Here is a 25936-nt window from a genome sequence, read left to right as displayed (position 1 = left end):
GCTCTTATCCCTTCATCTTCGCGGTAACGGCGGCCGTCACCGATTTGGCGTCGATCTTGCCGGGTGCCACAGCGGCCACGATGTCCTTGGCGATGTCTTTCGCCACGGTCGCCGCGTCTTTTTGCGCGCTGTCACGGATGGCGGCGATGACCTTTTCACCCTCTGCGGCGCGGGCCGCAATTTCGGCGTCGGCTTCGGCAATCGCCTTGTCCAGATCTTTCTGGATGTCCGCCTTCGTGTCGGCCACGATCTTCGCGGCTTCCGACCGGGCGTCGGCAAGGGCTTTGTTGTAGGCCTCTTCGGCCTCAACTGCCTTTTGCTTCAGCTCTTCGGCGGCAGCGATGTCATTGGTAATCGTGCCTGAGCGTTCGGCAAGAACCGACCCGATGCGGGGCAGCGCAATGCGCGACAGCACAAAGTAGATCACGATCAGCGTGACAACGAGCCAGAAAATCTGGTTCGGGAATGTCGAGAAGTCGAGCTGCGGCATGCCGGGGGCGTCCGCGACCACTTCTCCTGTTGTTTCTGTTGCCATGATGGCCTCCAAAAAACCGAAATTTACATTGGACGGGACCAAGGCCCCGCCCAACCGTAAGGATGGCTTTGAAGTCTTAGACTGCGAACATCAGCAGAAGGGCAACGAGGAACGAGAAGATCCCCAGCGCTTCCGCGAACGCAATACCAATGAACATGGTTGCTGTTTGACCAGCAGCCGCAGATGGGTTGCGCAACGCGCCGGACAGGAAGTTACCTACCACGTGACCCACACCGACAGCAGCGCCGCCCATGCCAGTACATGCCAGACCTGCGCCAACATATGCGCCCATTTGTACGATATCGCCTTCCATGGTGTTTTCTCCTTACGATGGAATTCAGTGATTAGTTTTCAAACCTTAATGGTGAGGATCGCTCACCGCGTCTTTCAGATAGACGCAGGTCAGAATTGCGAACACGTATGCCTGAATGAAGGATACGAGAACTTCGAGCGCGTAGATGGCGGTGATCGCCACAATCGCGAATGGTGAAATGGCCAGCACGGCAGCAAAGGCCGCGAACACTTTGATCACCGCGTGGCCCGCCATCATGTTGCCCGCCAAACGAATGGAGTGGCTGAGCGGACGCACGAAATAAGAGATGACCTCGATCAGCGCCAGGATCGGGCGCAGGATCAATGGGGCCGAGCTGATCCAGAAGATGCCCAGGAACCCAAGGCCGTGCTTGAAGAAGCCCAGCAGCGTCACGAGCAGGAACACGCCCATCGCCATCACGGCGGTCACCGCGATGTGGGATGTGGTGGTGAACGACATGGGCAGCAGGCCAAGGAAGTTGGCAAAGACAATGAACAGGAACAGCGTCATGACCAGCGGGAAGAACTTGATGGCTTCCTTGCCGGCAACGTCCTCGACCATCTTGAAGATGAACCCATAGGCCAATTCGGCCACCGATTGAGTGCGGGACGGGATGATTGCGCGTTTGCGGGTGCCCAGAACCAGCAATGCGATGATGCAGACCACGGTCAGCGCCATCCACAGCGTCACATTGGTGATGGTGAACATGCCGACGGGGCCGTCGCCAAACAATGGCTTGACCAAAAACTGGTCCATCGGGTGAAAAACAAGACCGCCTTCTTCGCCGTGTGCTTCGTCTGCCAAGTCACTCGTCCTTCTTTTGTCGGGCCGCATGGGCCACCTGGTCGTCCTGGATCTCTTTCGCGGTGCGCATCATCGTTTTGATGCCCGCGGCGAGACCCACCAATATGAACAGCACCAGAAACAGCGGCAATGTGCCGAAGAGCCAATCCAGCCCGTATCCGATGCCAAAGCCGATCAAGATGCCGGCCACTAGCTCTATCACCATGCGCCAGCCCAGATGGGCCTGCGAATAATGCTCGTCCGCGCGTGCCTCGGGTAACTGGGTCTTTTTCAGCGCATCGAGCCGGTCGTTGAGCGCTTGAAGGCCCTCCTTGTCCGGTTCTGTCGCCACGAAAGTACCCCCTGAAAGCGCACGCGGTCGTTCGGGGGTGTGATAGGTTTTGGGCGGGCCGGAGTCAATTGCCCACGCCGCCATCCAAGCATCTGTTTTTGTTATGTATTTTTAAACCAGTGGCGGCTGCCAGTGTCGCACCCGGCGGATTTGGCGGGATTCCATATATTCAACCAAATGGTTGATGATTGGTCAGACTGACCGAAATTCTATGGTCTCGGCCAGCAGCCAGTCGCGGAACAGGCGCACGGGTTTGCGGCGCAGCACGCCCTCGCCAAAGAGCATGTGGTACGTGCCCTGCCGGAACCCGTGATCGAAGCAGCGCACCAACCGCCCGGCTTCTTCGTCATGTTTGACATTGTCGGATGAGGCCAGCAGCACCCCCTGCTCGGCAATGACGGCCTCGATGGCCAGCATTGCGCGGGTGCGGCGGGTGTCGGGCACCAACGCGCCCAAGTCGGGACGGCCGATGCCGTCAAACCAGACCCTCCACGGGTCGCCGCCACGATCGCGCAGCAAGGGGAAGTTCAGCAGGTTTTTCGGGTCATCGCCCACCTGCGCCGCAACCGACGGCGCAGCATAGGGATAAATGGCGCTGTCGCTGATCAGCTCCGCCGTGCCATCGGGCGCGCCCGCCAGAAAGAAGCGGATCGCCACATCGGCCTCGTAGCGCGCGATGTCGATCAGCTGTTCCGAGGCGTCCAATTGCAAATGCACATCCGGATAGGCGTCGGTGAAACGTTTGAGGTTTGGGACCAGCCATTTCAGCGCAAACACGGTCTCCGCATTGACGACGACTGTTCCGACCGGTTTGGCGCTGAACGCTTCCGACGCCTCCGCGATTGTGTCAAAGGCAGGGGTCAGCTGCGCCAGATAGGCGGCCCCGTCTTGGGTCAGCGCCACGCCGCGCGGCAGGTCGCGAAACAGGCGCGCGCCCAACCGGTCCTCCAACCCCCGCACATGTTTCGAAATGGCGGAATGGCTGACGCCAAGCTCTTCCGCGGCACCCGTGAAGCTTTCATGGCGGCCCGCCGCCTCAAAGGCACGCAGGGCATTCAAAGGGGGCAATTGGCGGGGCATAGCTATATGTGAGGTTTTCTCACACATACTGTCAAGAGAATGCTTTTGAAGTCGCGGCGCCGATGCCGCATATTGGCGTCACACCCCATAATATAAGAGGTTTTCAATGGCTTTCATCGAAATGACCGCGCCCCGGCGCGACCTGCTCCCCTTTGCCAAATGGTTCAAAAAGTTGCAGGTCCGGGCCGCGCCCGCCCCGCCTTTTCCCAAGGGGATCAGCGACCATATCGCGCAAGATATTGGGCTGACCGCGCATGATCTGGAAATGCTGCGCTTCCAGTGGCCGTCTGACGGCCCGCAGCGCCCATCACTATAAGCTCCCTGTTCCTGCCCCCGCTTCACCGCTATGAACGGGGGCATGAGCGACCGTATTGACCAAGTCTTCGCCGCATTGTCCGACGGCACCCGCCGCGCGATCCTGACCATGCTGTTGGAAGACGACATGGCCGTGACCGACGTGGCTGAGCCTTTCGAGATGTCGCTGGCCGCGATTTCAAAGCACCTGACCATCCTCACCAAGGCAGGGCTGATCAGCCAGGAAAAACGGGGCCGCGTGAAATGGTGCAAGCTTGAGCCAGAGGCGATGCGCGAGGCCATCGTCTGGATCGAAAGCTTCGGCCAGCTCAAGGCGTTGAATTACGACGCATTCGAAGCCTATTTGGACCAGGAACTTGGTCAAAACGACGCCTGAAGAGGCAAATTTTTGACAAATTCCTGGGGTATTCACGCTCAACACCACGATTCTAACTGTGCGGAGCGTACCGATGAAATTCTTGCCTGCTTTCCTGTTTCTGGGCTTCTTCAGCTGTCTGGCCTACATGGTCTGGACCAACCAATACCCCTACCATTGGCTGCCAGAAGACCCGGCTGACCCGAACCGCCTGCAGCGCGCGCAAGAGACCATTCAGACGGCTGTCAGCTACTTTGGCCCCATGAAAACAGGCGCTGGCCTGATGATGGCGGGCGTGATCATGTCGTTGTTTTTCGTCATGGAACGGCCCGAGAAGTTTGAACCCTAATCCGGCTCAGCGCTGCTTGAGCAACATCAGCAGCGCCACCGCCGTCAGCGCAACGCCGCCCAAAATTGCAAAAGGCGGCGCGCCATTTCCAAGCGCGATTTCCCACAAAATGACCCAGCTTGGGGTCAGGTAGGTGTAGGCCATCACCTTGGCCGAGGGCAGCCGCAGCGACGCGAATTGCAGCAGCACAAAGGTCATCGCCGAGGCGCAGATCGCGACATAGAAAATCGCGATCCAGACCATGGGCGACAAGCCGGTCCACTCCGTCGCGCGGATGGCGGGCCAGCCCCATGCCAGCAGCACCAGAAAGCCCGCGCAGATCATGCCGAAGGTGAAGACCAGGGGGCGCTCGCCCCGGTTCAGCTTGCGCACCATCGGCGTATAGATGGCGTGGCTGACGCAGCCCACAAAGTAGATCATCTCGCCCGTGCCGATCTCAAACGCCATCAGCGCCGCCAAATCCGCGCGGAAGATCACCCAAAGCGCGCCCGCTCCGCCAATGGCCAATGCCGCGGCCATGAAGGGCGTCGTGATCTGGCGCAGCAGCACCCAGCCCGCAAGTGCGGTCAGCACCGGGGTCAGCGTGAAAACGGCAGCGGCTGACACGGGCGGCGCAGTCTTCAACCCCTCAAACATCAGCACAAAATAGATGGCGAACAACCCGCCCAAAACGACATAGCGCCAAGGCGCAACCCAAGTGCTGCGCGGGATGCCCCCCGTGGCCATGGCCGCCACACCGATGACGGCACCGGCAAGCAGGAACCGAACCGCGTTAAGGGCGGTGGGTGCGATCTCGTTGGCCACGATGGAGCCAAGCGCGAACGAGCCTGCCACCAGCATGGAAAATGCCAGCATCGCCACATGACCTTTCGCGGCCTCGCTCATCCCAGCGCCATGTCCGCGCCCAATTCCGCCAGACCAACCCGCGCAGCGCAGAGGTCCTCTTTCAGGAATGGGTTGGGGTCAGCCCCGGCAGCGGTCGCCATCCGCAAAGACCGCGGAAAGGTCGGCCCCACGTCAGAGCGCGCCCCAGCCCTTCGCCTCTTCCTTCAGGAAGGTCACGAAGGAATGCACCTTGGCGGTCCGGTGCAGGTCCACATGGGTCACGCACCAGAAGGTCGAGAACCACGACGGGTCCGGCTCGATCACCTCGGTCATATCAGCATGTTCATGCCCCATATAGGCCGGCAGGAACCCGATGCCCGCGCCCGCAAGCACCGCGTCCTGCACCGTATTGGTGTCGGAGCATTTGTAGACCACGTTTTCTTCCGGCACCTTCTCCCCGATCCATTTCATGAACGGCGCACGCGGGTCCAGGTTGGCCACGCGGCAGAACCGGTGGTTGGGGATGTCCTCCAACCCGTTCAGGGGGCCGTGGCGGAAGATGTAATCTTTGTGCGCAAACAACCCCATCGGCAGGGTTCCCAGCTCGCTGACGATATTGTCCAGGTCATTGCCCGGCGCACCGGCGCGCAGCGCTACATGCGCCTCGCCGTATTCCAGCCGCAGCGGGCGGGTGTCGACGATCAGCTGCGCACGCACCTCGGGGTGGTCTGCCTGATATTTGGTCAGCGTCCGCGCCATCAGGGGCGACATTTGCGGCAGGCAGGTGATGATCAGCTCCCCCGACACCGACGCGCCGCGTCCATGGATGCGGCCCGCTAGCTGGGTCAGCTGGTCCTCGGTCGCGCCCGCAACGGTCAGCAGGTCTTCGCCCGCCTCGGTCGGGGTGTAGCCGCGCGCGTGGCGCTGGAACAGCTTGGCGCCCAGCTTGCCTTCAAGGCTGTCGATGTGGCGGATGACGGTGGCATGGTGGACCCCCAACACGTCCGCCGCCGCCGATACGGTGCGCAAACGGGCCACTTGGTAGGCCGTGCGGAACTCGTCCCAATTGTCGATATCCATATGTGCACCTGTAAACGATTTGAAGCGGTATAAGTGGGTTGCGTTGACTGTCGCACTCCTTGTCCGGCCAAGCAAGACGCTTGACAGATCAATTGCATCGCATTTGCATAATAGGCCAAAATCAGGCGCGAAGCCGCCGCAACCCATGGCGCTGAAATCGGCGAAAGGCCTATGAAAATCACCCGCAACACTCCTGAGCAGCTGATCGTTGGCGAAAACCCGGTCTGGGTCGCCGTCCTTTTGGTCAGCATGGGCATGATCTTCCTGGGCATCGGGCTGAGCATCACCCTGTCGGGGGAGCTGATGGGCCTGATCTTCGCCGCGGCGTCGCTCTTGCCCTTCAGCTTCCTCTTCATCTTCGTGCGCCGGGTGCAGCTGATTTTTGAGGCCTCCAAAGGCACCCTCACCATCCAGCGCAAGAACCTGCGCGCCGCCACCACGGTGTTCCACGACCTGGCTGACGTGCAAAGCGCGGAACTGGAAACGTCCCACGGCGACAACAGCAGGCTTTACAGGGTCACGCTGGTGCTCACTGGCCAAAGCGCGGGCCGCCACCCGATCACGCAGGCCTATTCCAATGTGGGCAACCATCAGGGCGTGCACGATGCGATCAACGCATGGCTTGACTCCTTGCGCGCCCGAACCTAAACCGCCCACAACATCCGGAAGCCCAGATCTTCCGGTCCCATGCACAATGCAGGGATCGCCCTCCATCAGCGCGTTGCGCCCATGGGGGCGCTTGTCGTTTGAGCCGTTCCTCACCACATGAGGGGCATAGGGAAGAGAAAAGGAGCCTGAGAGCTTATGTTTGAGAATCTGTCCGAACGCCTCTCCGGCGTCTTTGATAAGCTCACCAAACAAGGCGCGTTGTCCGAGGATGACGTCAAAACCGCGCTGCGCGAGGTCCGCGTGGCCTTGCTGGAGGCCGACGTCTCCCTCTCCGTGGCGCGCGACTTCGTCAAGGCGGTCGCCGAAAAGGCCACCGGGCAGAACGTCACCAAATCGGTTACGCCGGGCCAGCAGGTCATCAAGATCGTCCATGACGAGCTGCAACATGTGCTCGCGGGCGACAATGAAAACCCGGGCGAGCTGAAGATCGACAACCCGCCCGCGCCGATCCTGATGGTCGGTCTGCAAGGTGGCGGTAAGACGACCACGACAGGTAAGCTGGCCAAACGCCTGCAGGAAAAGAACAAGAAGAAGGTCCTGATGGCCTCGCTCGATGTCTACCGCCCTGCGGCGATGGACCAGCTGGCGATCTTGGGCACCCAAATCGGCGTCGACACGCTGCCGATCGTCAAAGGCGAAAAGCCGGTCGATATTGCCAAACGCGCCAAGCAGCAGGCGACCTTGGGCGGCTATGACGTCTACATGCTCGACACGGCGGGCCGTCTGCAAATCGACGAAGTGCTGATGCAGGAAGTCGAAGACGTGGCCGCCGTGGTCAACCCGCGCGAAACGCTGCTGGTTGTCGATGGCCTGACAGGTCAGGTCGCCGTGGAAGTGGCCGAAGAGTTTGACGCTAAAATCGGCATCTCCGGCGTGGTCCTGACCCGGATGGATGGCGACGGTCGCGGCGGCGCGGCCCTGTCGATGCGCGCCGTCACCGGCAAACCCATCAAATTCGTGGGCCTGGGCGAAAAAATGGACGCGCTCGAGACGTTCGAGCCCGACCGCATCGCCGGCCGCATCCTTGGCATGGGCGACATCGTCTCCCTCGTCGAAAAAGCGCAGGAAACCATCGAGGCCGAACAGGCTGAGAAGATGATGAAGCGCTTCACCAAGGGTCAGTTCAACATGAACGACCTGAAGATGCAGCTCGAACAGATGATCAAGATGGGCGGCATGGAAGGCATGATGTCGATGATGCCCGGCATGAAAAAAATGGCCGCCCAAGCCGACAAGGCAGGTCTTGACGACAAGGTGCTCAAACGCCAGATCGCGCTGATCCAGTCAATGACCAAGAAAGAACGCGCCAACCCGCAGCTTCTGCAGGCCTCGCGCAAAAAGCGCATCGCCGCAGGCGCGGGCATGGAAGTCTCCGAGCTGAACAAGCTTCTCAAAATGCAGCGCCAGATGGGCGACATGATGAAGAAGATGGGCAAGATGGGCAAAGGCGGGATGCTCAAGCAGGCCATGAAAGGCATGTTCGGCAAAGGCGGCATGCCCGATATGAACGACCCCGCAGCCATGGAAGAAGCCGCCAAGAAAATGGGCATGAACCTGCCCGGCGGTATGGGCGGCGGTCTGCCTGGTCTGGGCGGCGGTCAGCTTCCCCCCGGTCTATCAGGTTTCGGCAAGAAAAAGTGAGAATTGATCGCTGCACCCAGCCCCCGTCTGACAAGGCGGCGATGGCAGCAGAAATGGCCCGCGAGGGTCTGCCCGTTTTTGAGACAGAGCGGCTGTCCCTCCGCGCAGCCTGCATGGATGATTTCGAAGCTTGGGCCAAAACGCTTGAAGCCGGCTTCGGTGACAACCGCCAAGACGCGTGGGACGAATTTGCCAATTACTCTGCCGGTTGGGTGTTGCATGGCCACGGGCTCTTTACTGTCCTGCGCCGGGCCGATGGCCAGATCGTTGGTTTCGTAATCCTCGGCCTCGAATGGGGCGATTACGAACCTGAGCTTGGCTACATGTTCGACCCGGATTTTCAGCAGCAGGGTTACGCGACAGAAGCGGCAACTGCCGTCCGTGATTACGGGTTCGAGCTTTTGGGCAAGGGCAAATTTGTCAGCTACATCGGTCCTCAAAACAAAGCCTCGAATGCGATCGCAGCCAAACTTGGCGCGACCCGAGACCGCGCGAAAGAAAAGAAGCTTGGTTTCGAAGACTACTGCTACCGGCACGGAGGTGCGGCATGAGCCTCGTCTCCTTCTCGTCCCCAACGCTCGAAACAGAACGCCTGATCCTGCGCGCCCCCAAGGCAGAGGATTTCCCCGCGCTGCGCGCCTTCTTCGCATCAGAGCGTGCGGCATTTGTCGGCGGCCCGGTCGAAGATGAACGCACGGCCTGGCGCATCCTCGCGGATGCGACCGGCATGTGGGTGCTGCGTGGCTTCGGGTCTTTCATCATCACCCGCAAGGGCTCCGACGCGGCTCTGGGCTTGACCGGTCCGTGGTATCCCGCCAGCTGGCCCGAAAAGGAACTTGGCTGGACCTGCTGGGACGAAAATATCGAAGGCACAGGCATCATGTTCGAGGCCGCCTCTGCCGCACGCGACTTTGCATTCCGCACGCTCGGTTGGGACACCGCCGTCAGCTATATCGACGGCAAAAATACACGCTCGATCCGTTTGGCGGAACGTCTGGGCGCGGCCCATGACCCGCGGGCCACTGGTCCGCATGAGGATGACCTCGTCTATCGCCACCCCAAGCCGGAGGCCGCAATATGACATGTGTCGGTACAGCCTGTGTACGGGGTGTGTACGGAGTGTGTACACCGTTTTGGAGGGTAAAATGAGCGATCCAGTCACCCGCGCAGCGGAGGTTTTGAAAGACCATCGCGCCTCCATCGACCGCCTTGATGCGATCCTCGTCTACACTCTGGGCGAGCGGTTCAAGCACACTCAGGCCGTCGGAAAGCTGAAGGCCGAACACGACCTGCCGCCCTCTGATCCCGACCGCGAGACCAAACAAATCGAACGCCTTGAGGACTTGGCCAAACGCGCCGACCTCGACCCTGAATTCGCCAAATCCTTCCTGAATTTCATCATTCGGGAAGTCATCCAGAACCATAAGAAGTTTCAGTAATTTCAGGCAGTTGCCTGACACGCCATCTAAGGAGAAAACACAATGGCAATGAAAATCCGTCTGGCCCGTGGTGGGTCCAAAAAACGTCCCTTCTACCGCGTCGTCGCCTCCGACTCGCGCATGCCGCGTGACGGCCGTTACGTCGAAAAGCTGGGCACCTATAACCCGCTGCTGCCAAAAGACAGCGAAGAGCGCGTGAAAATGGACATGGAGCGCGTTCAGTACTGGCTCGACAAAGGCGCCCAACCCACCGACCGCGTCTCCCGCTTCCTCGAAGCCGCTGGAGTCCTTGAGAAAAAAGAACGCGCCAATCTGAAAAAAGGCGAGCCCGGTCAAAAAGCCAAAGACCGCATCGAAGAGAAAGAGGCCAAAGCCGCCGCAGCAGCCGAAGCCGCTGCTGAAGCTGCCGCCGCCCCGGCTGAGGAAGCGCCTGCCGAGGAAGAAGCACCCGCTGAGGCCCCTGCAGAAGAAGCAGCAGCCGAAGAAGCTCCCGCTGAAGAAGAGAAAGCTGCAGAGTAATCTGCAGCCTGTCCGATGCGTGACTTCTCGCCTGCGTTTCGCAGCGAGCTCGAGGATCTGATGACGTGGCGGCGCGATGTGCGCCGCTTCCGCACCGATCCGGTAGACGAGGCACTGCTTGCGCGGTGCCTCGATGCGTTTTCCTTCGCGCCCTCCGTTGGCCTGTCGGAACCGTGGCGCATCCTGCGCGTCACCAGCAACGCCGCCCGCGCCAAGGCGCTGGACAACTACAAAACGGCCAATGCCGCGGCCCTTTCCCAACAAAGCGAAGACAAGCAAGACAGCTACGCCCAACTGAAGCTGTCTGGCATGCAGGAAGCTCCGGTGCAGCTGGCCATCTTCTGCGACGAGCACACCACCAAAGGCCACGGCCTCGGTGCCGCTTCCATGCCGGAAATGCGCCGCTACTCGGTCGTCTCCGCCATCACGCTTTTCTGGCTGAAAGCCCGCGCCGAAGGCCTTGGCGTCGGCTGGGTCTCCATCCTCGATGCAGACCAGCTTTGCCGCGACCTTGATATCGACCCCGCATGGCGGTTGGTGGGCTACCTTTGCGTGGGCTACCCTGAGGCCGACAACGCCGCCCCCGAACTGGAACAGCTCGGCTGGGAAATGCGCGCCGAAGCGCTCAATATTCACGAGGTTTAGGACAGGTTATGCGCAAACTGATCACGTTGGTGCTGATGGGTATGGCCTTCTATGGCGGCCTCAAGCTAGAGCGTTCGATAAGCGCGGATCGCTGCGAAACGGCAGGCGGCATCGTCAACGCGCGCGGCCTCTGTGTGGGAGCAAGTGAATGAACAAGGACCAAATCGTTTTGGGCGTCATCGCGGGCGCGTTCGGGGTCAAAGGGGAGGTCCGCCTGAAATCCTTCTGTGCCGAGCCTGAAGACATCGCCAACTACTCCCCCCTGCGCACCGAAAAGGGCGATGAATACACGTTGAAAATCACCCGGCAGGTCAAGAACGGCTTTGCAGCGCGGCTGTCGGGCATCCGCTTCAAGGATGAGGCCGACAAGCTTCGCGGCGTCAAACTCTATGCCGACCGCTCGCTACTGCCGTCTTTGCCGGATGACGAATATTACTACACCGACCTGATTGGGCTGGATGTGGTCGACACTGGCGGCGAAAAAATTGGCAAGATCGCCGCCGTGGAAAATCACGGCGCGGGCGACATTCTCGACATCCGGGGGGCCGGGCTGAACGGCTCTCTGCTGCTGGCCTTTACGCAAGACGCCGTGCCTACCGTCGATTTGGCGTCTGGCCGTGTGGTCATTGACCCGCCCGAAGAAATCTCCGGCAAAGAAACATGACCGAAAAACCGGCCAAATCCCACGGACGCAAATCCATCGTCACCTCGCTGCAACCGCGCGATCTGATGGAAGAAACCAAGCTGAAAGGTGCGTGGACCGCCAAGGTTATCACGCTTTTCCCCGAGGCCTTCCCCGGCGTCCTTGGTGCGTCCCTGACAGGCAAGGCGCTGAAAGATGGGCTCTGGGCGTTAGAGACCATCGACCTGCGCATCTTTGGTGAAGGCAAGCACCGCAATGTGGACGACACGCCTTATGGCGGCGGCGCAGGCATGGTGCTGCGCGCCGATGTGGTGGCCAAAGCATTGGATTTTGTAGCCAAAGGCACACCAGATGAGCGTGCAAAATGGCCTATCGTCTACCTGTCCCCTCGCGGCAAACCATTCACCCAAGCCAAGGCCAGAACATGGAGCCGGACCGAGGGCATCACGCTGCTTTGTGGCCGGTTCGAAGGCGTTGATCAGCGTGTCCTGGACGCCTATGAGATCGAGGAAGTCTCCCTGGGCGATTTCGTCCTAACCGGCGGTGAGATTGCAGCCCAGGCCATGCTGGATGCGACGGTACGCCTGCAAGATGACGTCCTTGGCAATGCCGACAGCACCGAGGATGAGAGCCACTCCAACGGCCTGTTGGAACACCCCCAATACACCCGCCCCGCCGATTTCCGCGGTCGCACTGTGCCAGAGGTCCTGACCTCCGGCGACCACGGCAAGGTTGACGCTTGGCGGCGGGAGCAATCTGAGGCCTTGACCAAGAAACGGCGACCAGATTTGTGGCAGGACGCTAGCGAAGACGACTAATCGCCCGGGTCCGCCAGCGGCCACGCCATGTTTTGTTGAGGGTTCTTAGCGCCATTCACGTTTTCTTGGCTTGAAGGCACCCGGCCCCCTGAACACGTAGCCAAATGCGTCACGCCATCTGTGGCCGAGGCAATGGCACGATAAGGCCTGTCTGATACTTGACATGGTCGAAGCTCAACCGCGGGATTTGGTTTTCTCGGGGAAAGAGGTCACGGCCCAGGAAGTTGAGTGGCCTGCCCGTTCTCAATGTTGGTAGAAATTTTCTTTCCGAGACTTTCAAACCCAAGTTATTTCAACCGCTTACCGAATTCTCCGCGTGTCGGCTGGGAATGGTGCTTCATAAGGCTTGATCCACGCCGGAATCCCTCCTATACCCCCTCAATCTGGAATCAGAATACTGACCGGAGCCGTTATTTTATTGAGCTTCCGACGCGTTTTCTTCGACGCAACAAACGGGTGCGAAAGCAACGGCGCATCAAAGCAACGACGACCTGACCTGTGGCGGGCACTTTAGGTGGACCCGAAGAAGACCAACAGCTCTTGGGACGCGCGAAACATTCACCGGGCAAACCGGGATCATATGAAGGAGCGTTTTGGGATGGACCTGATCGCACAACTCGAGGCGGAACAAATCGCCGAACTGGGGAAAGACATCCCAGATTTCAAAGCGGGTGACACCATCCGCGTCGGTTACAAAGTGACCGAGGGTACCCGTACCCGTGTTCAGAATTACGAAGGCGTCTGCATCGCACGTAACAACGGCAACGGCATTGCTGGTTCGTTCAACGTGCGCAAGATTTCCTTCGGTGAAGGTGTCGAGCGCGTCTTCCCGCTGCACTCCACCAACATCGAAAGCATCACAGTTGTCCGCCGCGGTAAAGTCCGCCGTGCCAAGCTGTACTACTTGCGCACACGTCGCGGCAAGTCCGCACGTATCGCCGAGCAAACCAACTACAAGCCGCTGAAAAGCGGCGCAGACGCGTAAGGAGCGGTTGTCATGAAAAAAGATACCCATCCCGAATACCACGTCATCAACGTCAAAATGACCAATGGCGACATCATTCAGATGAAATCCACCTGGGGTGCCGAAGGCGACCAGCTGGCGCTGGACATCGACCCCTCTGCGCACCCCGCATGGACCGGCGGGAACCAGCGCCTGATGGACACTGGCGGCCGCGTGTCGAAGTTCAAAAACAAGTACGAAGGCCTGGGTTTCTAAGCAGCCGCAGCCTTGCGAATTTGGAAACGCCGCTCCCGATGGGGCGGCGTTTTTCGTTGTGGCCATTCTATTGCATTCCCGCAAATTATTGGGGTGCGCGCCACGGTTCCGCTTCTATTTGCAGGGCGGCGAACCTATAACCACACCAACCCCAAAAGGGGACGAGGGACAGGAACGGGACTGAACAAATGGCCGCGCATATTATCGTTTTCGGCAATGAAAAGGGCGGCTCGGGCAAGTCCACTAACTGCATGCACGTCACCACCGCACTTGCGCGGATGGGCTTCAAGGTCGGTGCGCTTGATCTGGACCTGCGACAGCGCAGCCTGACCAGATATTACGAAAACCGCACGCGCCACGCCAAGAAGCTTGGACTTGCTTTGGCCATGGCTGAAATTGTCGAATTACCGGAAATAGACCAAGCCGCCCTCGGTGCGGGCGAAAATATCTATGACCGCCGCCTGACCGAGGCGGTCGCGGGCATGGAAGGCCGGTTTGATTTCATCGTTATTGACTGCCCCGGGTCGCACACACGGCTAAGCCAGGTGGCACATTCCTTGGCAGACACGCTGGTGACGCCATTGAATGACAGCTTTATCGACTTTGATTTGCTGGCGCGCGTTGACCCCGAAACACATGAAGTGCTGGGCCCATCGGTCTATTCCGAGATGGTTTGGCAGGCCCGTCAGCTGCGCGCGCAAGCTGGCCTCGCCCCCATCGATTGGGTCGTGGTGCGTAACCGTGTCGGCACCCAGCGGATGCACAACAAGAAGAAGATTACGGATGCGGTTGCGTCCCTTGCGAAACGTGTGGGCTTTCGCGTTGCACCCGGTTTCTCTGAACGGGTCATTTTTCGCGAGCTGTTCCCCCGCGGGCTGACCCTGCTCGATCTCGGCGACATCGGCATCAAGAACCTCAACATCTCCAATGTTGCGGCCCGCCAAGAGGTTCGGGAATTGGTGAAGGCGCTTAGGCTGCCCGGCGTCGAGGTGGATTTCTAATCCTCAACCGCGATCCGGAACGCGCCGTCATCATCAATTGCGACCTCCGTTGGCGCCCCATTTGGGTACGCCGCGAGCAGACCGGCCGACATAAGACAGGCCGCTGAAATGGCGAACCCCAACAAAAAGACATGTATCTGGCGCAGGATCGCGACAACAATTGTCATTGCGTCCCCTTTCAGGCGACGCCCCCACGGTTCTTGTAGCAACCGATTCTGGCAATGAAATGGCGGACGCGGCCCCGCTTAGCTAAACCGGTTATTCTTCGGGAAGCCGTAAGGTGCACGTTTGCCGACACCCGCACGCTTGCCCAGCCATTCAGTCATGTCAGGCTCGGTTCGGGTCTTCCCCCCGCCCATTTCCCAGCTGAGCCCATCTGCCCAAACAAAAGTCGTCAGGTCTGACAGCCCGCCGTCCAGCTCCAACGAGCCTTGCTTGCCGCGCGCCATATTGTACTTTTGCAGACGCACCCCTTTGCCGCGCCCCATTTCGGGAAGCTCCGACGTTGGGAACACCAGGAACTTGCCGTTCTGGCTGACGATGGCAACGTGGTCGCCGTTTACCGGCACGCAAGCCGCCGCCTTGGTGTCATCTTTGACGTTTAGCACCTGCTTGCCGGTACGTGTCTGAGCGATCACGTCTTTCTCTGCGACCATGAACCCGTCGCCCGCAGAAGACGCGACCAGCAATTTGCGCTCCGTGTCATGCAGGAACAGATCAACGATCTGCGCCTCGTTTGGCAGATCAACCATCAAGCGCAGCGGTTCACCCATGCCCCGCCCGCCCGGCAGGTTGGACGCTGCAAGCGTGTAGAACCGCCCGTTTGAGCCAAATACCAGCAGCTTGTCGGTGGTTTCAGCGTGGAAGATGAAACGTGGACCGTCGCCGTCTTTGAATTTCAGCTCGCGCGTCAGGTCGATGTGCCCGGTCATGGCGCGTATCCAACCCATTTGGGAGCACACCACCGTGATCGGCTCCCGCTCGATCATCGCCTCTATCGGGACCTCTTCGAATTCAACAGCTTCGGCAAACTCGGTGCGCCGTGCGCCGATGTCGGAGGTTTTGCCAAAGGCTTTGCGGGTCTCGCGCAGCTGATCGGCAATGCGCTTCCACTGAAGGTCTTCGCTGTCTAACAGGTCTTCCAGCTCGGCCCGCTCGATCATCAGCTCGTCGCGTTCGCGCTTTAGCTCCAGCTCTTCAAGCCGGCGCAACGACCGCAAGCGCATATTGAGGATGGCGTCGACCTGTACTTCAGTAAGGGACGGCTCGTCATCGGTCTTGGCGGGTCCGACATAATCCTTCTCGGACATGGCGCGGGGATGGTCTTTCGACCAATCCTCAAACATGAGCGCGGTTTTGGGGTCGTCATCATAACGGATGATGTCGATCACGCGGTCCAGGTTGAGGAAGGCGACGATAAAGCCTTCAAGCACTTCCAGCCGGTGGTCGATCTTCTCCAACCGATGCTGCGCGCGCCGCACCAGAACTTCGCGACGGTGATCAAGAAACGCCCTCAGCACCTCTTTCAACGAGCAGACCTTGGGCGTCATCCCGTCAATCAACACGTTCAGGTTCATCGAGAACCGCGTTTCCAGATCGGAATTGCGGAACATCATGCCCATCAGCACGTCCGGGTCGACATTCTTGGAGCGTGGCTCAAGGATCAGGCGGATGTCATCGGTCGACTCGTCGCGTACATCGGCAAGGATCGGGATTTTCTTGGTTTGGATCAGTTCTGCGATCTTTTCGATCAGCTTGGACTTCTGAACCTGATAGGGGATTTCGGTGACAACGATCTGCCACTGCCCCCGTCCTAGATCCTCGACCTCGTAGCGCGAGCGCAGGCGGAATGCGCCACGCCCGGTGCGGTAGGCTTCGGCAATATTCTCGCGCGGCTCAACGATGATGCCGCCGGTCGGAAAGTCGGGCCCCGGGATATGGTCCAGTAGCGTCTCGTCGCGCGCATTGGGTGCTTTGATCAGATGCAGGCATCCGTTGATCAGCTCTTCAATGTTGTGCGGTGGGATGTTGGTGGCCATCCCCACCGCAATGCCCGCAGCGCCGTTGGCAAGAAGGTTCGGATAGCTTGCCGGAAGAACCACCGGTTCTTGAAGGGTCCCGTCATAGTTGTCACGAAAATCGACCGCGTTTTCATTGAGGCCATCCAGCAGAGCCTCAGCGTAGGGCGTCATGCGCGCTTCGGTGTACCGCGCGGCTGCGGGGTTATCGCCGTCAATGTTGCCAAAGTTGCCTTGTCCGTCGACCAGCGGGTAGCGCACGTTAAATTCCTGCGCGAGCCGCGCCATGGCATCATAAATCGCAGCATCCCCATGCGGGTGATAGTTGCCCATCACATCGCCGGAGATCTTTGCCGACTTCCTGAAACCGCCGCCAGATGCAAGCCGCAGCTCCCGCATCGCATAGAGGATTCGCCGATGCACCGGCTTCAGACCGTCGCGCGCATCAGGCAATGCACGGTGCATAATGGTCGACAGCGCATATTGCAGATACCGCTCGCCAATGGCTTGGCGTAGCGGCTCCACCATATTGGCGTCGCTCATCTTGGGGTCGTCGGTCTCGTCAGACATAGATTGTGTGTAGCCGCGCCTTTTGCGGGGGTAAAGCACTGTGATGGGTCAAAGAGACTAAATTATTCCCCCTAGTTTCAGGGCCGGTCATCGGAGTAATCTCAGTCTGCAGAAAAAGTCTTTTTGGGGGACATCGTGTTCAAGTGGGTCGCTTGCCTTTGCGTCGTTATGTATATGACGCTTCTTATCGTCGGGGAGCCGCCCGAACGTGGCGAGGCGACTGCCGCCGTCGAAAACATTGAGACGCCAGAAGTCGCAGTATCAACATCTGAAGACGCGATTCAGCCTGCAGGAGATGCAGTAGCCGAGATTGAAGTCACACCCGCCGTTGTCACACCTGAAGACGCGAGCGCTCAGGTTGTTTCCGTTTCCGCGCCTGCCGTAAGCGTGGAAAGCTTGGCCACTGATGGCACCCTTGCCCCCGTTGCAGAGGCGGCCAGCATCGCCCCAAGCCCAGTCCCTACCGCCCAGGAGCCTATCGCGGAGACCGACACGGCAGCCGTTGAAAACACCAGTGGTGTGGGCGAGATTTGGCGTGTCACCGGATCGACCGTCAACCTGCGCGCTGGTGCATCCACGCAGGCAGCGGTGCTTGGTCGGACGCGACGCGGAGAAAGCGCCGAGGTGATGGAACTGCTCGATAACGGTTGGGCCAAGGTCTATATTCTGGAGACCGGCATCGAAGCCTTCATGTCGGCCAAGTTCATCGAGCGGGACGCCCAGTAAGTTCTGCTTTGCAATGCGACCCAGCTTGGCCTAGCCAATCGGCATGACACAAAAATCCATCCTGATAACGGGTTGCTCATCGGGCATCGGCTATGACGCGGCGAAAACGCTTCACGCACGCGGATGGCAGGTATTTGCCACCTGTCGCAACCCGGACGACTGCGCCCGCCTTCAAGACGAAGGCCTGGAGAGCTTCGTGCTCGACTACACTGACCATGCCAGCATTGAGGTGGCCGTCGCCGAATGCCTCAAACGTACCGGCGGCACGTTGGACGCTTTGTTCAACAACGGGGCATATGGCGTGCCCGGCGCGGTTGAAGACCTTCCAACTGACGCGCTGAGGGCAATTTTTGAAACCAACCTTTTTGGCTACCACGAATTGAGCAGGCAGGTGCTTCCCGTCATGCGGGCGCAGGGGCATGGCCGTATCCTGAACTGTTCGTCGGTGCTGGGTTTTGTGGCTTTGAAATGGCGCGGCGCGTACAATGCCACAAAATTTGCGATGGAGGGGCTGACGGACACCCTTCGGATTGAACTGCGTGACACGCCTATCGAGGTCATCTTGATTGAGCCCGGGCCAGTTACGTCGAAAATCAGGGCGAATTCCATTCCGCATTTTGAGAAGTGGATTGACTGGGAAGCGTCGCCGCTGCGTGAAAAATATGAAGAGACACTGATCAAGCGGCTCTATGAAGACCGCGGCCCTGACGCATTCGAACTGCCCGCATCTGCGGTCAGTGCAAAGCTTATCCATGCGCTCGAATCCTCCCGCCCCAAACCGCGTTACTTCGTGACAACGCCAACCTATGTCATGGGGGCGCTCAGGCGGTTGCTGCCGACGCGGGCCCTGGATTGGATCATTGCGAAGTTCTAGCTCTGTAGAAATTTGAGTTCGCTTTTTGCGCCAATCCCGCTAGATGCAGCGTTGAACAGAAATGAGGGGACCAACATGGCCAACGATCCGCTTTTCATTGTCGTGGCAATCGCCTGCATTGCGGTGCTGTGCATTTTGCTGCTGGGCATCGGTGGCTTCGCAAAGGGCGGGGATTTCAACCGCAAACACGCCAACAAGATCATGCGATATCGTATCTACGGGCAAGCGATTGCAGTAGCTTTGATCCTGGCCTTCGTATTTTTCCGTCGCATGGGGGGAGCTTAATCCATGGTTGTGCTTAACAAGATCTACACCAAAACCGGCGACGCGGGAGAAACGGCACTGGGCAACGGTGCACGTGTGGCCAAACACTCGATGCGCGTGACCGCCTATGGCACGGTTGACGAAGCGAATGCCGCGGTCGGCGTTGCGAGGCTTCATGCATCTGGTGACATGGACACCCAACTGGCGGCCATTCAAAACGACCTTTTTGATCTTGGTGCCGATCTTTGCCGCCCGGACATGGCAAAAGACGCCGAGGCTGAATACACGCCACTTCGCGTCACCGAAGCGCAGGTTGCCCGGCTCGAAAGTGAGATTGACGCCATGAATGCGGCGCTTCAGCCGCTGCGCTCCTTCATTTTGCCCGGTGGGTCGCCCTTGGCGGCGCACCTGCATGTCTGCCGAACGGTTTCGCGTCGGGCAGAACGGTTGACGGTAGAGCTGGCAACGATGGAATCGGTCAACGAGGCGGCGGTCAAATACCTCAACAGGCTGAGCGATTGGTTCTTCGTGGCCTCGAGGATCGCCAACAATGACGGCAAAGACGATGTCCTGTGGGTGCCGGGCGCAAATCGGTAGCGGTAACACACTAAGATCGTGAAAAAATCGATTGGAATTTCACGAACGCGGCGTCAGAATGCCAGCCTGCGTCGATTTTGTCCTGTTTTCCGAGTCGTCGCTCCGCTAATTGGAAGCTGAACACCTTGGCGTGCCACCACCGGCACACTTACTTTGGGAGATACCGCTGATGAAGGTCCTCGTACCCGTCAAACGCGTGATCGATTATAACGTCAAAGTCCGCGTCAAAGCGGACGGCAGCGGTGTCGATCTTGCTAACGTAAAAATGTCGATGAACCCGTTCGACGAAATCGCCGTCGAGCAGGCAATTCGTTTGAAAGAGGCCGGCAAAGCCGAAGAGGTTGTCGCAGTTTCAATCGGCGTGAAGCAAAACCAGGAAACACTGCGCACGGCATTGGCAATGGGCGCGGACCGCGCGATCCTGATCGTCGCCGCCGAAGACGTACACAACGACATCGAACCGCTTGCCGTCGCCAAACTGCTGAAGGCAGTTGTCGACGAAGAACAGCCCGGCCTCGTGCTGTGTGGCAAGCAAGCGATTGACAACGACATGAACGCCACCGGCCAGATGCTGTCAGCATTGATGGGTTGGAGCCAGGCGACATTCGCATCCGAACTGGACATTGACGGCGACAAAGCCGTTGTGACCCGCGAAGTAGATGGCGGTCTGCAAACGATCAAAGTGAACATGCCAACGGTTGTCACTGTCGATCTGCGTTTGAACGAGCCACGCTATGCGTCGCTGCCAAACATCATGAAGGCGAAGAAAAAGCCTTTGGACGAAAAAACGCCCGCTGATTACGGCGTGGACGCGGCGGCACGATTGAGCATTGTTGGCACGGCGGAGCCTGAGGCGCGCAAAGCTGGCGTGAAAGTCGGCTCTGTCGAAGAGCTGGTCACGAAACTCAAAGACGAAGCGGGGGTTATCTAATGGCTGTTCTTCTTTTGGCCGAAGTCAATGACGGCGAACTGGCGGTTGACGCAACTGCATCTGCCGTGACCGCCTCTGCCCCGCTGGGTGACATTCATGTGCTGTGCATCGGCGCGACCTGTTCGGCCGCGGCGGATGAAGCCGCCAAGATCTCGGGTGTTGCGAAAGTGCTCTGTGCTGAGGACGCAATCTACGGCAAGCGGTTGGCGGAACCTGCCGCTGATCTGATCGTGTCACTCGCAGGTGACTACGAACACATCGTGGCCCCTGCCACCACAGACGCGAAAAACATCATGCCCCGCGTCGCGGCCTTGCTTGATGTCATGGTCATGACCGACGTGTCCGGTGTTGTGGATGGCTCAACATTTGAGCGCCCGATCTATGCGGGTAACGCGATCCAAACAGTCAAATCGGACGAAGCCAAAAAGGTCGTATCCTTCCGGACATCTACCTTTGATGCCGCAGAGATGGGCGGGTCCGCCTCGGTCGAAAAGATCGGCGCCGCCGGGAACCCCGGCTTGTCCGAATGGGTTGCTGACAAAGTGGCCGAGTCTGATCGTCCAGAACTGACATCTGCTGGCGTGGTCGTGTCCGGCGGTCGTGGTGTGGGGTCCGAGGAAGACTTCGCACTGATCGAAAAACTGGCAGACAAGTTGGGCGCCGCTGTTGGCGCATCTCGCGCAGCTGTCGACTCAGGCTATGCACCGAACGACTGGCAAGTTGGTCAAACCGGCAAAGTTGTAGCTCCGGACCTTTATGTCGCTGTCGGCATCTCTGGCGCCATTCAACACCTTGCTGGGATGAAAGACTCGAAGGTCATCGTTGCGATCAACAAAGACGAGGAAGCACCGATCTTCCAAGTCGCCGATTACGGATTGGTCGCTGACCTGTTCGATGCGGTCCCTGAGCTGATCGAAAAGCTGTAAGCAATCAACGAACAATTCAAAGAGGGCCTCGCAAATGCGGGGCCCTCTTTTTTGGTCACAAGCTAACTGAGTACCGACACCAATCGATCAGAAATCATGCGGTGCAGACCGGGGCCGTACATTTCCCGCGCTGCCGCAGCCTCAAGTTCAGGATACAACATCCCTTCGGTTCCTTGATCAATGATGTCGCGTGGAACAACAATCTCCACGTAGTCGCTGACCAACTCTCTCAGCCCGGCGATCATCGTCCGATCCACAAATAGCGGGTCCTTCCCCAGATCGCGTTCTCGCTTCGGATCCGAAGGTGGTTCTTCGGACACCCACAAAAGGACGACCTTCCCGGATATCTTGCTAAGCAGCAGTTCCATCCGGGCTAGCCACGCGGCCTTGAGTTCCTGTTCCAACACCTCAAACTTATCCGGGGACAACGTCTTTAAAGTGGTCAGCAGATGCCGTGTGAACGCGAATTCCGTGAAATCAACCTCACGAAATATCGTACGCATCAGCGTCGAGGCTTTCAGAAACCGGTCGTTTCGGCGCGGGTGAACGGAATAGAACCTATTTGACATATTATGCGCGCCCATAACCTGAACAACGGTAACCCGGGCCCTGCTGCAGATCGACAAGATGCTGTCGTCATTGGCGAAAGCATCAACACCCCCATTGACCGCACCGAAATTCAGGCAGGGCATGCCCAACTGGTTCTGGATCAGATTGGGGAACGGCTGGAGAATGTATTTCCCGTAGGTTTCGGTGCCTCCAATGAAGGCCATGAATTTCTGTTTCGTATTTCCTTTCGGCCCCCGAAATAGAAGTTTCGAGTTGCCGTATCGGCATTGCTGGTAATTTATCGGGCTTTCGCCCGGTCTTTCATAGGCCATTTCCCACCTCCTTAGACTCACACAAGCCGAATGTGCGCATCACGGGTTTCGAAATTGCTAAACTGCGATTTTACCAAAACTTTTAGCGGATACGGCCCCTTGTACCCCTGCAGGGCCGCGGCCTATCCTGTGCGGGCATTCGCCCATAAATTTCTGCAAAGGCCAGACCAATGGAGATCAACAAAGTCGGGATTGTCGGAGCAGGTCAGATGGGCAACGGCATCGCCCATGTCTTTGCATTGGCGGGGTATCAAGTCATCATGAGCGATATCTCCCAGGATGCGCTCGACAAGGCGGTCAGTCTTGTTGACGCCAATCTGACACGCCAGGTCAGCCGCGAAAAAATTTCTGAGCAAGACCGCAAGGAAACGCTGTCGCGTATCTCGACAACCCTAAAATTGTCTGAAGTTGGTCCAACTGACCTCATCATCGAAGCAGCTACCGAACGTGAAACGGTCAAAAATGCGATCTTCGACGATCTGCTGCCTCATCTGTTGCCCGACACGATTCTGACGTCTAATACGTCGTCAATCTCGATCACGCGGCTGGCGTCGCGCACCGATCGCCCAGAGAAATTCATGGGCTTTCACTTCATGAACCCTGTGCCGATCATGCAATTGGTGGAACTGATCCGGGGCATCGCAACAGATGAGCAGACCTACAAAACATGCCTCGGCGTGGTCGAGCGTTTGGGCAAAACAGCCGCATCAGCGGAGGATTTTCCGGCCTTCATCGTAAACAGGATCCTCATGCCGATGATCAACGAGGCTGTCTACACGCTGTACGAAGGCGTCGGGAATGTGTCGTCAATCGATAGTGCGATGAAGCTGGGGACCAACCACCCCATGGGGCCGCTAGAGCTTGCCGACTTCATTGGTTTGGATACATGTCTGGCGATCATGAACGTGTTGCATGATGGGCTGGCGGACACGAAGTACCGGCCATGCCCGTTACTCACCAAATATGTGGAGGCCGGTTGGCTGGGCCGCAAAACGCAACGTGGCTTTTATGATTACCGGCAGGATCCGCCGGTCCCGACCAGGTAGCCTATTTTTTCACCTGCGACTTCAACGCCAAAGTTTGCTCTCTGAGCCAGGCCACAAACCCGCGCGGGTTGGATGACCACTGTTTGACTTCTTCCGCGTCAAAGGGTTCTCCGACGACCGGCGCCTGGGGTTTGTAGAGGGCATGCCGAACCTCGTAAATCAGCAATCCCTGCCGCAGCGTCGGCGATATCTGGTTGGCAATCTGATAGGCCCGTGAATTCTGGCCCGGGAAAAAGATCGGGACCACAGCTGCGCCGGAGCGTTGGATCATCTTTGCGGTGAACGGGTTCCACTCTTTTTCAATGGCGGGGCCGAACCACGTTTCAGAGGCGGCGACAACGCCTGACGGGAAGAGCACGATGACCCCGCCGTCCTTCAAATGTTCCATTGCCTTGCGGCGCATCTCGAGGTTTTGCTGCAACGCGTCTTCTTCATGCGGAAATGGGACCGGGATCATGAATTGGTCGATGGCGTTCACGCCAGTCAGCAACGAACGGGTCAATATTTTGTAGTCCGTTCTCACCCGGCCAATCGTTTCCGCCAGCACCATACCGTCGACCAGGCCATGCGGATGGTTGGCAACAATGATGACCGGGCCGGTTTTGGGGATACGCTGAAGTTGTTGATCGGGGGTCTGAAGCTCGATCCCCATCACGTCCAGCGCGTCTTTCCAAAACCCCTGGCCGAACTGGACACCGCCCCGCTCAAATTTGCGGATCAGGTACAGGAGGTGCAGTTTGCCGGTGAACAATTCCAGCGTCTGGATGGCCAACCGTTTGAAAGGGTTGGTAAAGGTGTTGGCATAGGACAGGTTGCGGCGGTCATATGCCACGTATTCGGGATGATCTGGTGTGATCTCCTCAGGCTTTTTGTCCACATGTTGGGTGTCGGTCATGGTCTGACTACGCGCTCAGAAGTCTTCGCCAAACTTGTCGGCCACAAGGGCCTCAAGTGCATCAGCCAGTGCATCGGCCTGCGCTCCCTCAGTCACGACGTCGATTGACGTCCCCCGCGATGCTGCAAGCATGAGGAGGCCCATAATGCTGTCACCAGACACGTCCATACCGTCTTTTGTCACTTTTGCTGAGGCGTCAAACTCTTCAACCACTTCGACAAACTTCGCTGACGCGCGGGCATGAAGCCCCTTTTCGTTGATAATTTTCAATTGCCGCTCAGCCATCTGTGGCCAACCCGCTAAAACTGTTAATGTACTTTCGTCCGGCGTCCATGGCGGAGTCAACGGCCTGCGGCACATCCAGGTTCCGAGATTTGGCCAGCTTGATCAGCATGGGCAAGTTTGCCCCGTACAGGATGCGGCGGTTCTGCGGGGCGCAGGCCTGCAGGGAAAGGTTGGAGGGGGAGCCGCCAAACATGTCGGTGACCACCACAACGCCGTCGCCCGTGTCCACGTCATCCGCAGCGGCGCAAATCTCGGTTTGTTTGGAGGGGCGGTCGTGGTTCTCTTCAATGGTGATCGCGCGGATGCCGCTTTGTTTGCCAACCACATGCTCTACGGCTGCAAGATACTCTCTTGCCAGCCCACCATGTGCGACGATCACTATTCCTATCACCCGATTTGGTCCCCTTAACGCAGCCCTCTGGGCTACGCCGCTTTTGTCCAGCTTTGCACCTAGCTATCCCCCGCCCGGCGCCTCTCTATTTCCCGATGCCTTATAGACACCTGCCAACCCTTATTTGCAAGGGATTTGCCAAATTCTTCCGCCACGGCAACAGACCTGTGTTGCCCTCCGGTACATCCGATGGATATGGCCAAATGTGATTTCCCCTCATCGCGGAACGCGGGCAGCAAAAGATCGGCCATGTCATTGAGTTGGGCCATAAAAGCGCCGTGACGCGGATCCGCGCGGACATAAGAGGCCACGTCTTCATCGGTTCCGTTCTTTGGGCGCAGAGTTTCCTCCCAGTGCGGATTGTTCAGAAATCGGCAATCCCAAACCAGATCCGCGCCGCGCGGCAGACCCCGTTTGTAGGAAAACGACTCGACGGTCACCGTCATCGCACCACTGTCGTCAGAGGCGAACCATTTCACCAGCTCCGCCCGCAGGTCATGCGGCGTCAGCTCAGACGTATCAATCAAGATATCCGCGCGGGATTTCAGCGGCTCCAAAAGGCGTAGCTCCTGCTCGATCCCGTCTCGGGGCTTGCTGTCGGCCGACAGCGGGTGCCGGCGCCGTGTCTCGGAATACCGCCGGATCAATGTATCTACATCCGCGTCGACAAACAGCAAATGACCCTCGGCATCGGGATTGGCGGAGAGTTGGTCCATGACACCTGAAACCGCGTCAGGAGTGAAATCCCTGTTTCGAACGTCCAGACCCAAGGCAAGGGGGTGATCCAATCTCGGGCCCGCCAGCAACCGAGGGATCAAGGATAGCGGCAGGTTGTCAATTGCCTCAAAACCCAGATCTTCCAGCGCGTTGATTGCCGTAGCCCTGCCCGCCCCGGATGGGCCGGTGACAAGAACGATTGGTTGGGTCGGGTCATTTCGGTCCACGGGCATC

At 58.6% G+C, this 25936-nt stretch carries 37 protein-coding genes; 23 read left to right on the top strand and 14 right to left on the bottom strand.

Annotation, left to right across the window (positions count from 1 at the left end; all coding sequences use genetic code 11):
- Positions 1–4: 4 nt before the first annotated feature.
- The 5 genes from Q0899_RS17295 to Q0899_RS17275 all read right to left on the bottom strand — a co-directional run bounded on the left by Q0899_RS17295 (position 5) and on the right by Q0899_RS17275 (position 3051).
- Positions 5–535 carry a F0F1 ATP synthase subunit B' gene (locus Q0899_RS17295; protein ID WP_298298227.1) on the bottom strand — a complete coding sequence of 177 codons (531 nt, stop codon included), beginning with the start codon at positions 533–535 and terminating at the stop codon, positions 5–7.
- Positions 536–611: 76 nt separating this feature from the next.
- The gene (locus Q0899_RS17290) at positions 612–848 is read right to left on the bottom strand and encodes a F0F1 ATP synthase subunit C (protein ID WP_155527283.1); all 237 of its coding nucleotides are present in this window, start codon (positions 846–848) and stop codon (positions 612–614) included.
- A 45-nt stretch (positions 849–893) separates the two neighbouring features.
- Entirely contained in the window at positions 894–1682 is a 789-nt protein-coding gene (locus tag Q0899_RS17285; RefSeq protein WP_298360163.1) for a F0F1 ATP synthase subunit A, read from the bottom strand.
- Positions 1654–1983 carry an AtpZ/AtpI family protein gene (locus tag Q0899_RS17280; RefSeq protein WP_298360165.1) on the bottom strand — a complete coding sequence of 110 codons (330 nt, stop codon included), beginning with the start codon at positions 1981–1983 and terminating at the stop codon, positions 1654–1656. Before Q0899_RS17280 ends, Q0899_RS17285 begins: the two co-directional genes overlap by 29 nt.
- Before the next feature lie 192 nt (positions 1984–2175).
- The gene (locus Q0899_RS17275) at positions 2176–3051 is read right to left on the bottom strand and encodes a LysR substrate-binding domain-containing protein (RefSeq protein WP_298360167.1); all 876 of its coding nucleotides are present in this window, start codon (positions 3049–3051) and stop codon (positions 2176–2178) included.
- 118 nt (positions 3052–3169) lie between these two features.
- Here Q0899_RS17275 and Q0899_RS17270 point away from each other — a divergent pair, with 118 nt between their 5' ends.
- The 3 genes from Q0899_RS17270 (at position 3170) to Q0899_RS17260 (ending at position 4082) form a co-directional block, all read left to right on the top strand.
- Positions 3170–3379, top strand: a complete 210-nt coding sequence (locus Q0899_RS17270; protein WP_298360169.1) for a hypothetical protein — start codon at positions 3170–3172, stop codon at positions 3377–3379.
- Positions 3380–3421: 42 nt separating this feature from the next.
- On the top strand, positions 3422–3754 hold the full coding sequence (locus Q0899_RS17265) for a metalloregulator ArsR/SmtB family transcription factor (RefSeq protein WP_298360171.1): 333 nt from the start codon (positions 3422–3424) through the stop codon (positions 3752–3754).
- 73 nt (positions 3755–3827) lie between these two features.
- Positions 3828–4082 carry a hypothetical protein gene (locus tag Q0899_RS17260; protein WP_298298193.1) on the top strand — a complete coding sequence of 85 codons (255 nt, stop codon included), beginning with the start codon at positions 3828–3830 and terminating at the stop codon, positions 4080–4082.
- A 6-nt stretch (positions 4083–4088) separates the two neighbouring features.
- On the opposite strand, the gene Q0899_RS17255 is transcribed toward Q0899_RS17260, so the two are convergent.
- Complete coding sequence (locus tag Q0899_RS17255) at positions 4089–4967, bottom strand: DMT family transporter (RefSeq protein ID WP_298298190.1); 879 nt, start codon at positions 4965–4967, stop codon at positions 4089–4091.
- Positions 4968–5099: 132 nt separating this feature from the next.
- A complete protein-coding gene (locus Q0899_RS17250) occupies positions 5100–5987 on the bottom strand; it encodes a LysR family transcriptional regulator (protein WP_366941528.1) in 888 nt (295 codons plus the stop codon).
- 171 nt (positions 5988–6158) lie between these two features.
- Between Q0899_RS17250 and Q0899_RS17245 the strand changes: the two genes are divergently transcribed.
- The 13 genes from Q0899_RS17245 (at position 6159) to Q0899_RS17185 (ending at position 14581) form a co-directional block, all read left to right on the top strand.
- Entirely contained in the window at positions 6159–6635 is a 477-nt protein-coding gene (locus tag Q0899_RS17245) for a hypothetical protein (RefSeq protein ID WP_298298187.1), read from the top strand.
- 156 nt (positions 6636–6791) lie between these two features.
- Positions 6792–8297, top strand: a complete 1506-nt coding sequence (ffh, locus tag Q0899_RS17240; protein WP_299194383.1) for a signal recognition particle protein — start codon at positions 6792–6794, stop codon at positions 8295–8297.
- Positions 8294–8848, top strand: a complete 555-nt coding sequence (locus Q0899_RS17235; RefSeq protein ID WP_299194381.1) for a GNAT family N-acetyltransferase — start codon at positions 8294–8296, stop codon at positions 8846–8848. The genes ffh and Q0899_RS17235 overlap by 4 nt, the downstream gene beginning before the upstream one ends.
- On the top strand, positions 8845–9378 hold the full coding sequence (locus Q0899_RS17230) for a GNAT family N-acetyltransferase (RefSeq protein ID WP_299194379.1): 534 nt from the start codon (positions 8845–8847) through the stop codon (positions 9376–9378). Before Q0899_RS17235 ends, Q0899_RS17230 begins: the two co-directional genes overlap by 4 nt.
- A gap of 64 nt (positions 9379–9442) precedes the next feature.
- Positions 9443–9736 carry a chorismate mutase gene (locus Q0899_RS17225; RefSeq protein WP_298298178.1) on the top strand — a complete coding sequence of 98 codons (294 nt, stop codon included), beginning with the start codon at positions 9443–9445 and terminating at the stop codon, positions 9734–9736.
- A 42-nt stretch (positions 9737–9778) separates the two neighbouring features.
- Positions 9779–10255 carry a 30S ribosomal protein S16 gene (gene rpsP, locus Q0899_RS17220; RefSeq protein WP_298298175.1) on the top strand — a complete coding sequence of 159 codons (477 nt, stop codon included), beginning with the start codon at positions 9779–9781 and terminating at the stop codon, positions 10253–10255.
- A gap of 15 nt (positions 10256–10270) precedes the next feature.
- The gene (bluB, locus tag Q0899_RS17215) at positions 10271–10900 is read left to right on the top strand and encodes a 5,6-dimethylbenzimidazole synthase (protein ID WP_298298173.1); all 630 of its coding nucleotides are present in this window, start codon (positions 10271–10273) and stop codon (positions 10898–10900) included.
- A gap of 8 nt (positions 10901–10908) precedes the next feature.
- On the top strand, positions 10909–11052 hold the full coding sequence (locus Q0899_RS17210; RefSeq protein ID WP_299194376.1) for a hypothetical protein: 144 nt from the start codon (positions 10909–10911) through the stop codon (positions 11050–11052).
- Positions 11049–11564 (top strand): ribosome maturation factor RimM, encoded by a 516-nt coding sequence (gene rimM / locus Q0899_RS17205; protein WP_299194374.1) that lies wholly within the window; start codon positions 11049–11051, stop codon positions 11562–11564. The genes Q0899_RS17210 and rimM overlap by 4 nt, the downstream gene beginning before the upstream one ends.
- Positions 11561–12361, top strand: a complete 801-nt coding sequence (gene trmD, locus Q0899_RS17200) for a tRNA (guanosine(37)-N1)-methyltransferase TrmD (RefSeq protein ID WP_299194373.1) — start codon at positions 11561–11563, stop codon at positions 12359–12361. The genes rimM and trmD overlap by 4 nt, the downstream gene beginning before the upstream one ends.
- A gap of 598 nt (positions 12362–12959) precedes the next feature.
- Positions 12960–13346 carry a 50S ribosomal protein L19 gene (gene rplS, locus Q0899_RS17195; protein ID WP_298298160.1) on the top strand — a complete coding sequence of 129 codons (387 nt, stop codon included), beginning with the start codon at positions 12960–12962 and terminating at the stop codon, positions 13344–13346.
- 12 nt (positions 13347–13358) lie between these two features.
- Positions 13359–13580, top strand: coding sequence for a 50S ribosomal protein L31 (gene rpmE / locus Q0899_RS17190; RefSeq protein ID WP_298298157.1), 222 nt, complete (start codon positions 13359–13361; stop codon positions 13578–13580).
- Positions 13581–13768: 188 nt separating this feature from the next.
- Positions 13769–14581 (top strand): division plane positioning ATPase MipZ, encoded by an 813-nt coding sequence (locus tag Q0899_RS17185; protein WP_299194371.1) that lies wholly within the window; start codon positions 13769–13771, stop codon positions 14579–14581.
- Here the strand turns inward: Q0899_RS17185 and Q0899_RS17180 are convergent.
- Entirely contained in the window at positions 14578–14748 is a 171-nt protein-coding gene (locus Q0899_RS17180; protein ID WP_299194369.1) for a hypothetical protein, read from the bottom strand. The two genes, Q0899_RS17185 and Q0899_RS17180, sit on opposite strands and share 4 nt — an antisense overlap.
- Positions 14749–14826: 78 nt before the next feature.
- Complete coding sequence (locus tag Q0899_RS17175; RefSeq protein WP_299194367.1) at positions 14827–17169, bottom strand: DNA topoisomerase IV subunit A; 2343 nt, start codon at positions 17167–17169, stop codon at positions 14827–14829.
- Between the two features lie 135 nt (positions 17170–17304).
- Between Q0899_RS17175 and Q0899_RS17170 the strand changes: the two genes are divergently transcribed.
- The 6 genes from Q0899_RS17170 (at position 17305) to Q0899_RS17145 (ending at position 21487) form a co-directional block, all read left to right on the top strand.
- Complete coding sequence (locus Q0899_RS17170; RefSeq protein ID WP_299194365.1) at positions 17305–17895, top strand: SH3 domain-containing protein; 591 nt, start codon at positions 17305–17307, stop codon at positions 17893–17895.
- A gap of 43 nt (positions 17896–17938) precedes the next feature.
- The gene (locus Q0899_RS17165) at positions 17939–18769 is read left to right on the top strand and encodes an SDR family oxidoreductase (RefSeq protein WP_299194363.1); all 831 of its coding nucleotides are present in this window, start codon (positions 17939–17941) and stop codon (positions 18767–18769) included.
- Positions 18770–18844: 75 nt separating this feature from the next.
- The gene (locus Q0899_RS17160) at positions 18845–19054 is read left to right on the top strand and encodes a twin transmembrane helix small protein (RefSeq protein WP_298298142.1); all 210 of its coding nucleotides are present in this window, start codon (positions 18845–18847) and stop codon (positions 19052–19054) included.
- Between the two features lie 3 nt (positions 19055–19057).
- Complete coding sequence (locus Q0899_RS17155; RefSeq protein ID WP_298360194.1) at positions 19058–19630, top strand: cob(I)yrinic acid a,c-diamide adenosyltransferase; 573 nt, start codon at positions 19058–19060, stop codon at positions 19628–19630.
- A 169-nt stretch (positions 19631–19799) separates the two neighbouring features.
- Entirely contained in the window at positions 19800–20561 is a 762-nt protein-coding gene (locus Q0899_RS17150) for an electron transfer flavoprotein subunit beta/FixA family protein (protein WP_298298134.1), read from the top strand.
- Positions 20561–21487: an FAD-binding protein gene (locus Q0899_RS17145; protein WP_298298131.1), complete on the top strand. Its 927-nt coding sequence runs from the start codon at positions 20561–20563 to the stop codon at positions 21485–21487. Before Q0899_RS17150 ends, Q0899_RS17145 begins: the two co-directional genes overlap by 1 nt.
- Positions 21488–21549: 62 nt before the next feature.
- Here the strand turns inward: Q0899_RS17145 and Q0899_RS17140 are convergent, their stop codons facing one another.
- A complete protein-coding gene (locus tag Q0899_RS17140) occupies positions 21550–22368 on the bottom strand; it encodes a DUF6473 family protein (protein WP_298298128.1) in 819 nt (272 codons plus the stop codon).
- Positions 22369–22538: 170 nt separating this feature from the next.
- On the opposite strand from Q0899_RS17140, the gene Q0899_RS17135 reads away from it, so the two are divergent.
- Complete coding sequence (locus Q0899_RS17135) at positions 22539–23414, top strand: 3-hydroxybutyryl-CoA dehydrogenase (protein WP_298298125.1); 876 nt, start codon at positions 22539–22541, stop codon at positions 23412–23414.
- A 1-nt stretch (position 23415) separates the two neighbouring features.
- On the opposite strand, the gene Q0899_RS17130 is transcribed toward Q0899_RS17135, so the two are convergent.
- Genes Q0899_RS17130 through rapZ form a run of 4 tightly spaced genes read right to left on the bottom strand, consistent with a single transcriptional unit; the run spans position 23416 to position 25935 of the window.
- Complete coding sequence (locus Q0899_RS17130) at positions 23416–24309, bottom strand: lysophospholipid acyltransferase family protein (RefSeq protein WP_298298122.1); 894 nt, start codon at positions 24307–24309, stop codon at positions 23416–23418.
- Positions 24310–24324: 15 nt separating this feature from the next.
- The gene (locus tag Q0899_RS17125) at positions 24325–24594 is read right to left on the bottom strand and encodes an HPr family phosphocarrier protein (protein ID WP_298298119.1); all 270 of its coding nucleotides are present in this window, start codon (positions 24592–24594) and stop codon (positions 24325–24327) included.
- Positions 24587–24985 (bottom strand): PTS fructose transporter subunit IIA, encoded by a 399-nt coding sequence (locus tag Q0899_RS17120; protein ID WP_298298114.1) that lies wholly within the window; start codon positions 24983–24985, stop codon positions 24587–24589. Before Q0899_RS17120 ends, Q0899_RS17125 begins: the two co-directional genes overlap by 8 nt.
- Before the next feature lie 59 nt (positions 24986–25044).
- Entirely contained in the window at positions 25045–25935 is an 891-nt protein-coding gene (gene rapZ / locus Q0899_RS17115; protein WP_299194358.1) for an RNase adapter RapZ, read from the bottom strand.
- Position 25936 lies beyond the last annotated feature (1 nt).

The sequence above is a fragment of the uncultured Litoreibacter sp. genome (assembly GCF_947501785.1).
Classification (GTDB): domain Bacteria; phylum Pseudomonadota; class Alphaproteobacteria; order Rhodobacterales; family Rhodobacteraceae; genus Litoreibacter.
Note: the sequence above shows the minus strand (reverse complement) of the source record. Positions and strands in the feature narration are given on the sequence as shown.

Excerpts from the sequence above, each read along its gene's own strand:
- Q0899_RS17295 (WP_298298227.1), bottom strand. The coding sequence starts at position 535 with ATGGCAACAGAAACAACAGGAGAAGTGGTCGCGGACGCCCCCGGCATG.
- Q0899_RS17290 (WP_155527283.1), bottom strand. The coding sequence starts at position 848 with ATGGAAGGCGATATCGTACAAATGGGCGCATATGTTGGCGCAGGTCTG.
- Q0899_RS17285 (WP_298360163.1), bottom strand. The coding sequence starts at position 1,682 with ATGCGGCCCGACAAAAGAAGGACGAGTGACTTGGCAGACGAAGCACAC.
- Q0899_RS17270 (WP_298360169.1), top strand. The coding sequence starts at position 3,170 with ATGGCTTTCATCGAAATGACCGCGCCCCGGCGCGACCTGCTCCCCTTT.
- Q0899_RS17265 (WP_298360171.1), top strand. The coding sequence starts at position 3,422 with ATGAGCGACCGTATTGACCAAGTCTTCGCCGCATTGTCCGACGGCACC.
- Q0899_RS17260 (WP_298298193.1), top strand. The coding sequence starts at position 3,828 with ATGAAATTCTTGCCTGCTTTCCTGTTTCTGGGCTTCTTCAGCTGTCTG.
- Q0899_RS17255 (WP_298298190.1), bottom strand. The coding sequence starts at position 4,967 with ATGAGCGAGGCCGCGAAAGGTCATGTGGCGATGCTGGCATTTTCCATG.
- Q0899_RS17250 (WP_366941528.1), bottom strand. The coding sequence starts at position 5,987 with ATGGATATCGACAATTGGGACGAGTTCCGCACGGCCTACCAAGTGGCC.
- Q0899_RS17245 (WP_298298187.1), top strand. The coding sequence starts at position 6,159 with ATGAAAATCACCCGCAACACTCCTGAGCAGCTGATCGTTGGCGAAAAC.
- ffh (WP_299194383.1), top strand. The coding sequence starts at position 6,792 with ATGTTTGAGAATCTGTCCGAACGCCTCTCCGGCGTCTTTGATAAGCTC.
- Q0899_RS17230 (WP_299194379.1), top strand. The coding sequence starts at position 8,845 with ATGAGCCTCGTCTCCTTCTCGTCCCCAACGCTCGAAACAGAACGCCTG.
- Q0899_RS17225 (WP_298298178.1), top strand. The coding sequence starts at position 9,443 with ATGAGCGATCCAGTCACCCGCGCAGCGGAGGTTTTGAAAGACCATCGC.
- rpsP (WP_298298175.1), top strand. The coding sequence starts at position 9,779 with ATGGCAATGAAAATCCGTCTGGCCCGTGGTGGGTCCAAAAAACGTCCC.
- bluB (WP_298298173.1), top strand. The coding sequence starts at position 10,271 with ATGCGTGACTTCTCGCCTGCGTTTCGCAGCGAGCTCGAGGATCTGATG.
- Q0899_RS17210 (WP_299194376.1), top strand. The coding sequence starts at position 10,909 with ATGCGCAAACTGATCACGTTGGTGCTGATGGGTATGGCCTTCTATGGC.
- rimM (WP_299194374.1), top strand. The coding sequence starts at position 11,049 with ATGAACAAGGACCAAATCGTTTTGGGCGTCATCGCGGGCGCGTTCGGG.
- trmD (WP_299194373.1), top strand. The coding sequence starts at position 11,561 with ATGACCGAAAAACCGGCCAAATCCCACGGACGCAAATCCATCGTCACC.
- rplS (WP_298298160.1), top strand. The coding sequence starts at position 12,960 with ATGGACCTGATCGCACAACTCGAGGCGGAACAAATCGCCGAACTGGGG.
- rpmE (WP_298298157.1), top strand. The coding sequence starts at position 13,359 with ATGAAAAAAGATACCCATCCCGAATACCACGTCATCAACGTCAAAATG.
- Q0899_RS17185 (WP_299194371.1), top strand. The coding sequence starts at position 13,769 with ATGGCCGCGCATATTATCGTTTTCGGCAATGAAAAGGGCGGCTCGGGC.
- Q0899_RS17180 (WP_299194369.1), bottom strand. The coding sequence starts at position 14,748 with ATGACAATTGTTGTCGCGATCCTGCGCCAGATACATGTCTTTTTGTTG.
- Q0899_RS17175 (WP_299194367.1), bottom strand. The coding sequence starts at position 17,169 with ATGTCTGACGAGACCGACGACCCCAAGATGAGCGACGCCAATATGGTG.
- Q0899_RS17165 (WP_299194363.1), top strand. The coding sequence starts at position 17,939 with ATGACACAAAAATCCATCCTGATAACGGGTTGCTCATCGGGCATCGGC.
- Q0899_RS17160 (WP_298298142.1), top strand. The coding sequence starts at position 18,845 with ATGGCCAACGATCCGCTTTTCATTGTCGTGGCAATCGCCTGCATTGCG.
- Q0899_RS17155 (WP_298360194.1), top strand. The coding sequence starts at position 19,058 with ATGGTTGTGCTTAACAAGATCTACACCAAAACCGGCGACGCGGGAGAA.
- Q0899_RS17150 (WP_298298134.1), top strand. The coding sequence starts at position 19,800 with ATGAAGGTCCTCGTACCCGTCAAACGCGTGATCGATTATAACGTCAAA.
- Q0899_RS17145 (WP_298298131.1), top strand. The coding sequence starts at position 20,561 with ATGGCTGTTCTTCTTTTGGCCGAAGTCAATGACGGCGAACTGGCGGTT.
- Q0899_RS17140 (WP_298298128.1), bottom strand. The coding sequence starts at position 22,368 with ATGGCCTATGAAAGACCGGGCGAAAGCCCGATAAATTACCAGCAATGC.
- Q0899_RS17135 (WP_298298125.1), top strand. The coding sequence starts at position 22,539 with ATGGAGATCAACAAAGTCGGGATTGTCGGAGCAGGTCAGATGGGCAAC.
- Q0899_RS17130 (WP_298298122.1), bottom strand. The coding sequence starts at position 24,309 with ATGACCGACACCCAACATGTGGACAAAAAGCCTGAGGAGATCACACCA.
- Q0899_RS17125 (WP_298298119.1), bottom strand. The coding sequence starts at position 24,594 with ATGGCTGAGCGGCAATTGAAAATTATCAACGAAAAGGGGCTTCATGCC.
- rapZ (WP_299194358.1), bottom strand. The coding sequence starts at position 25,935 with ATGCCCGTGGACCGAAATGACCCGACCCAACCAATCGTTCTTGTCACC.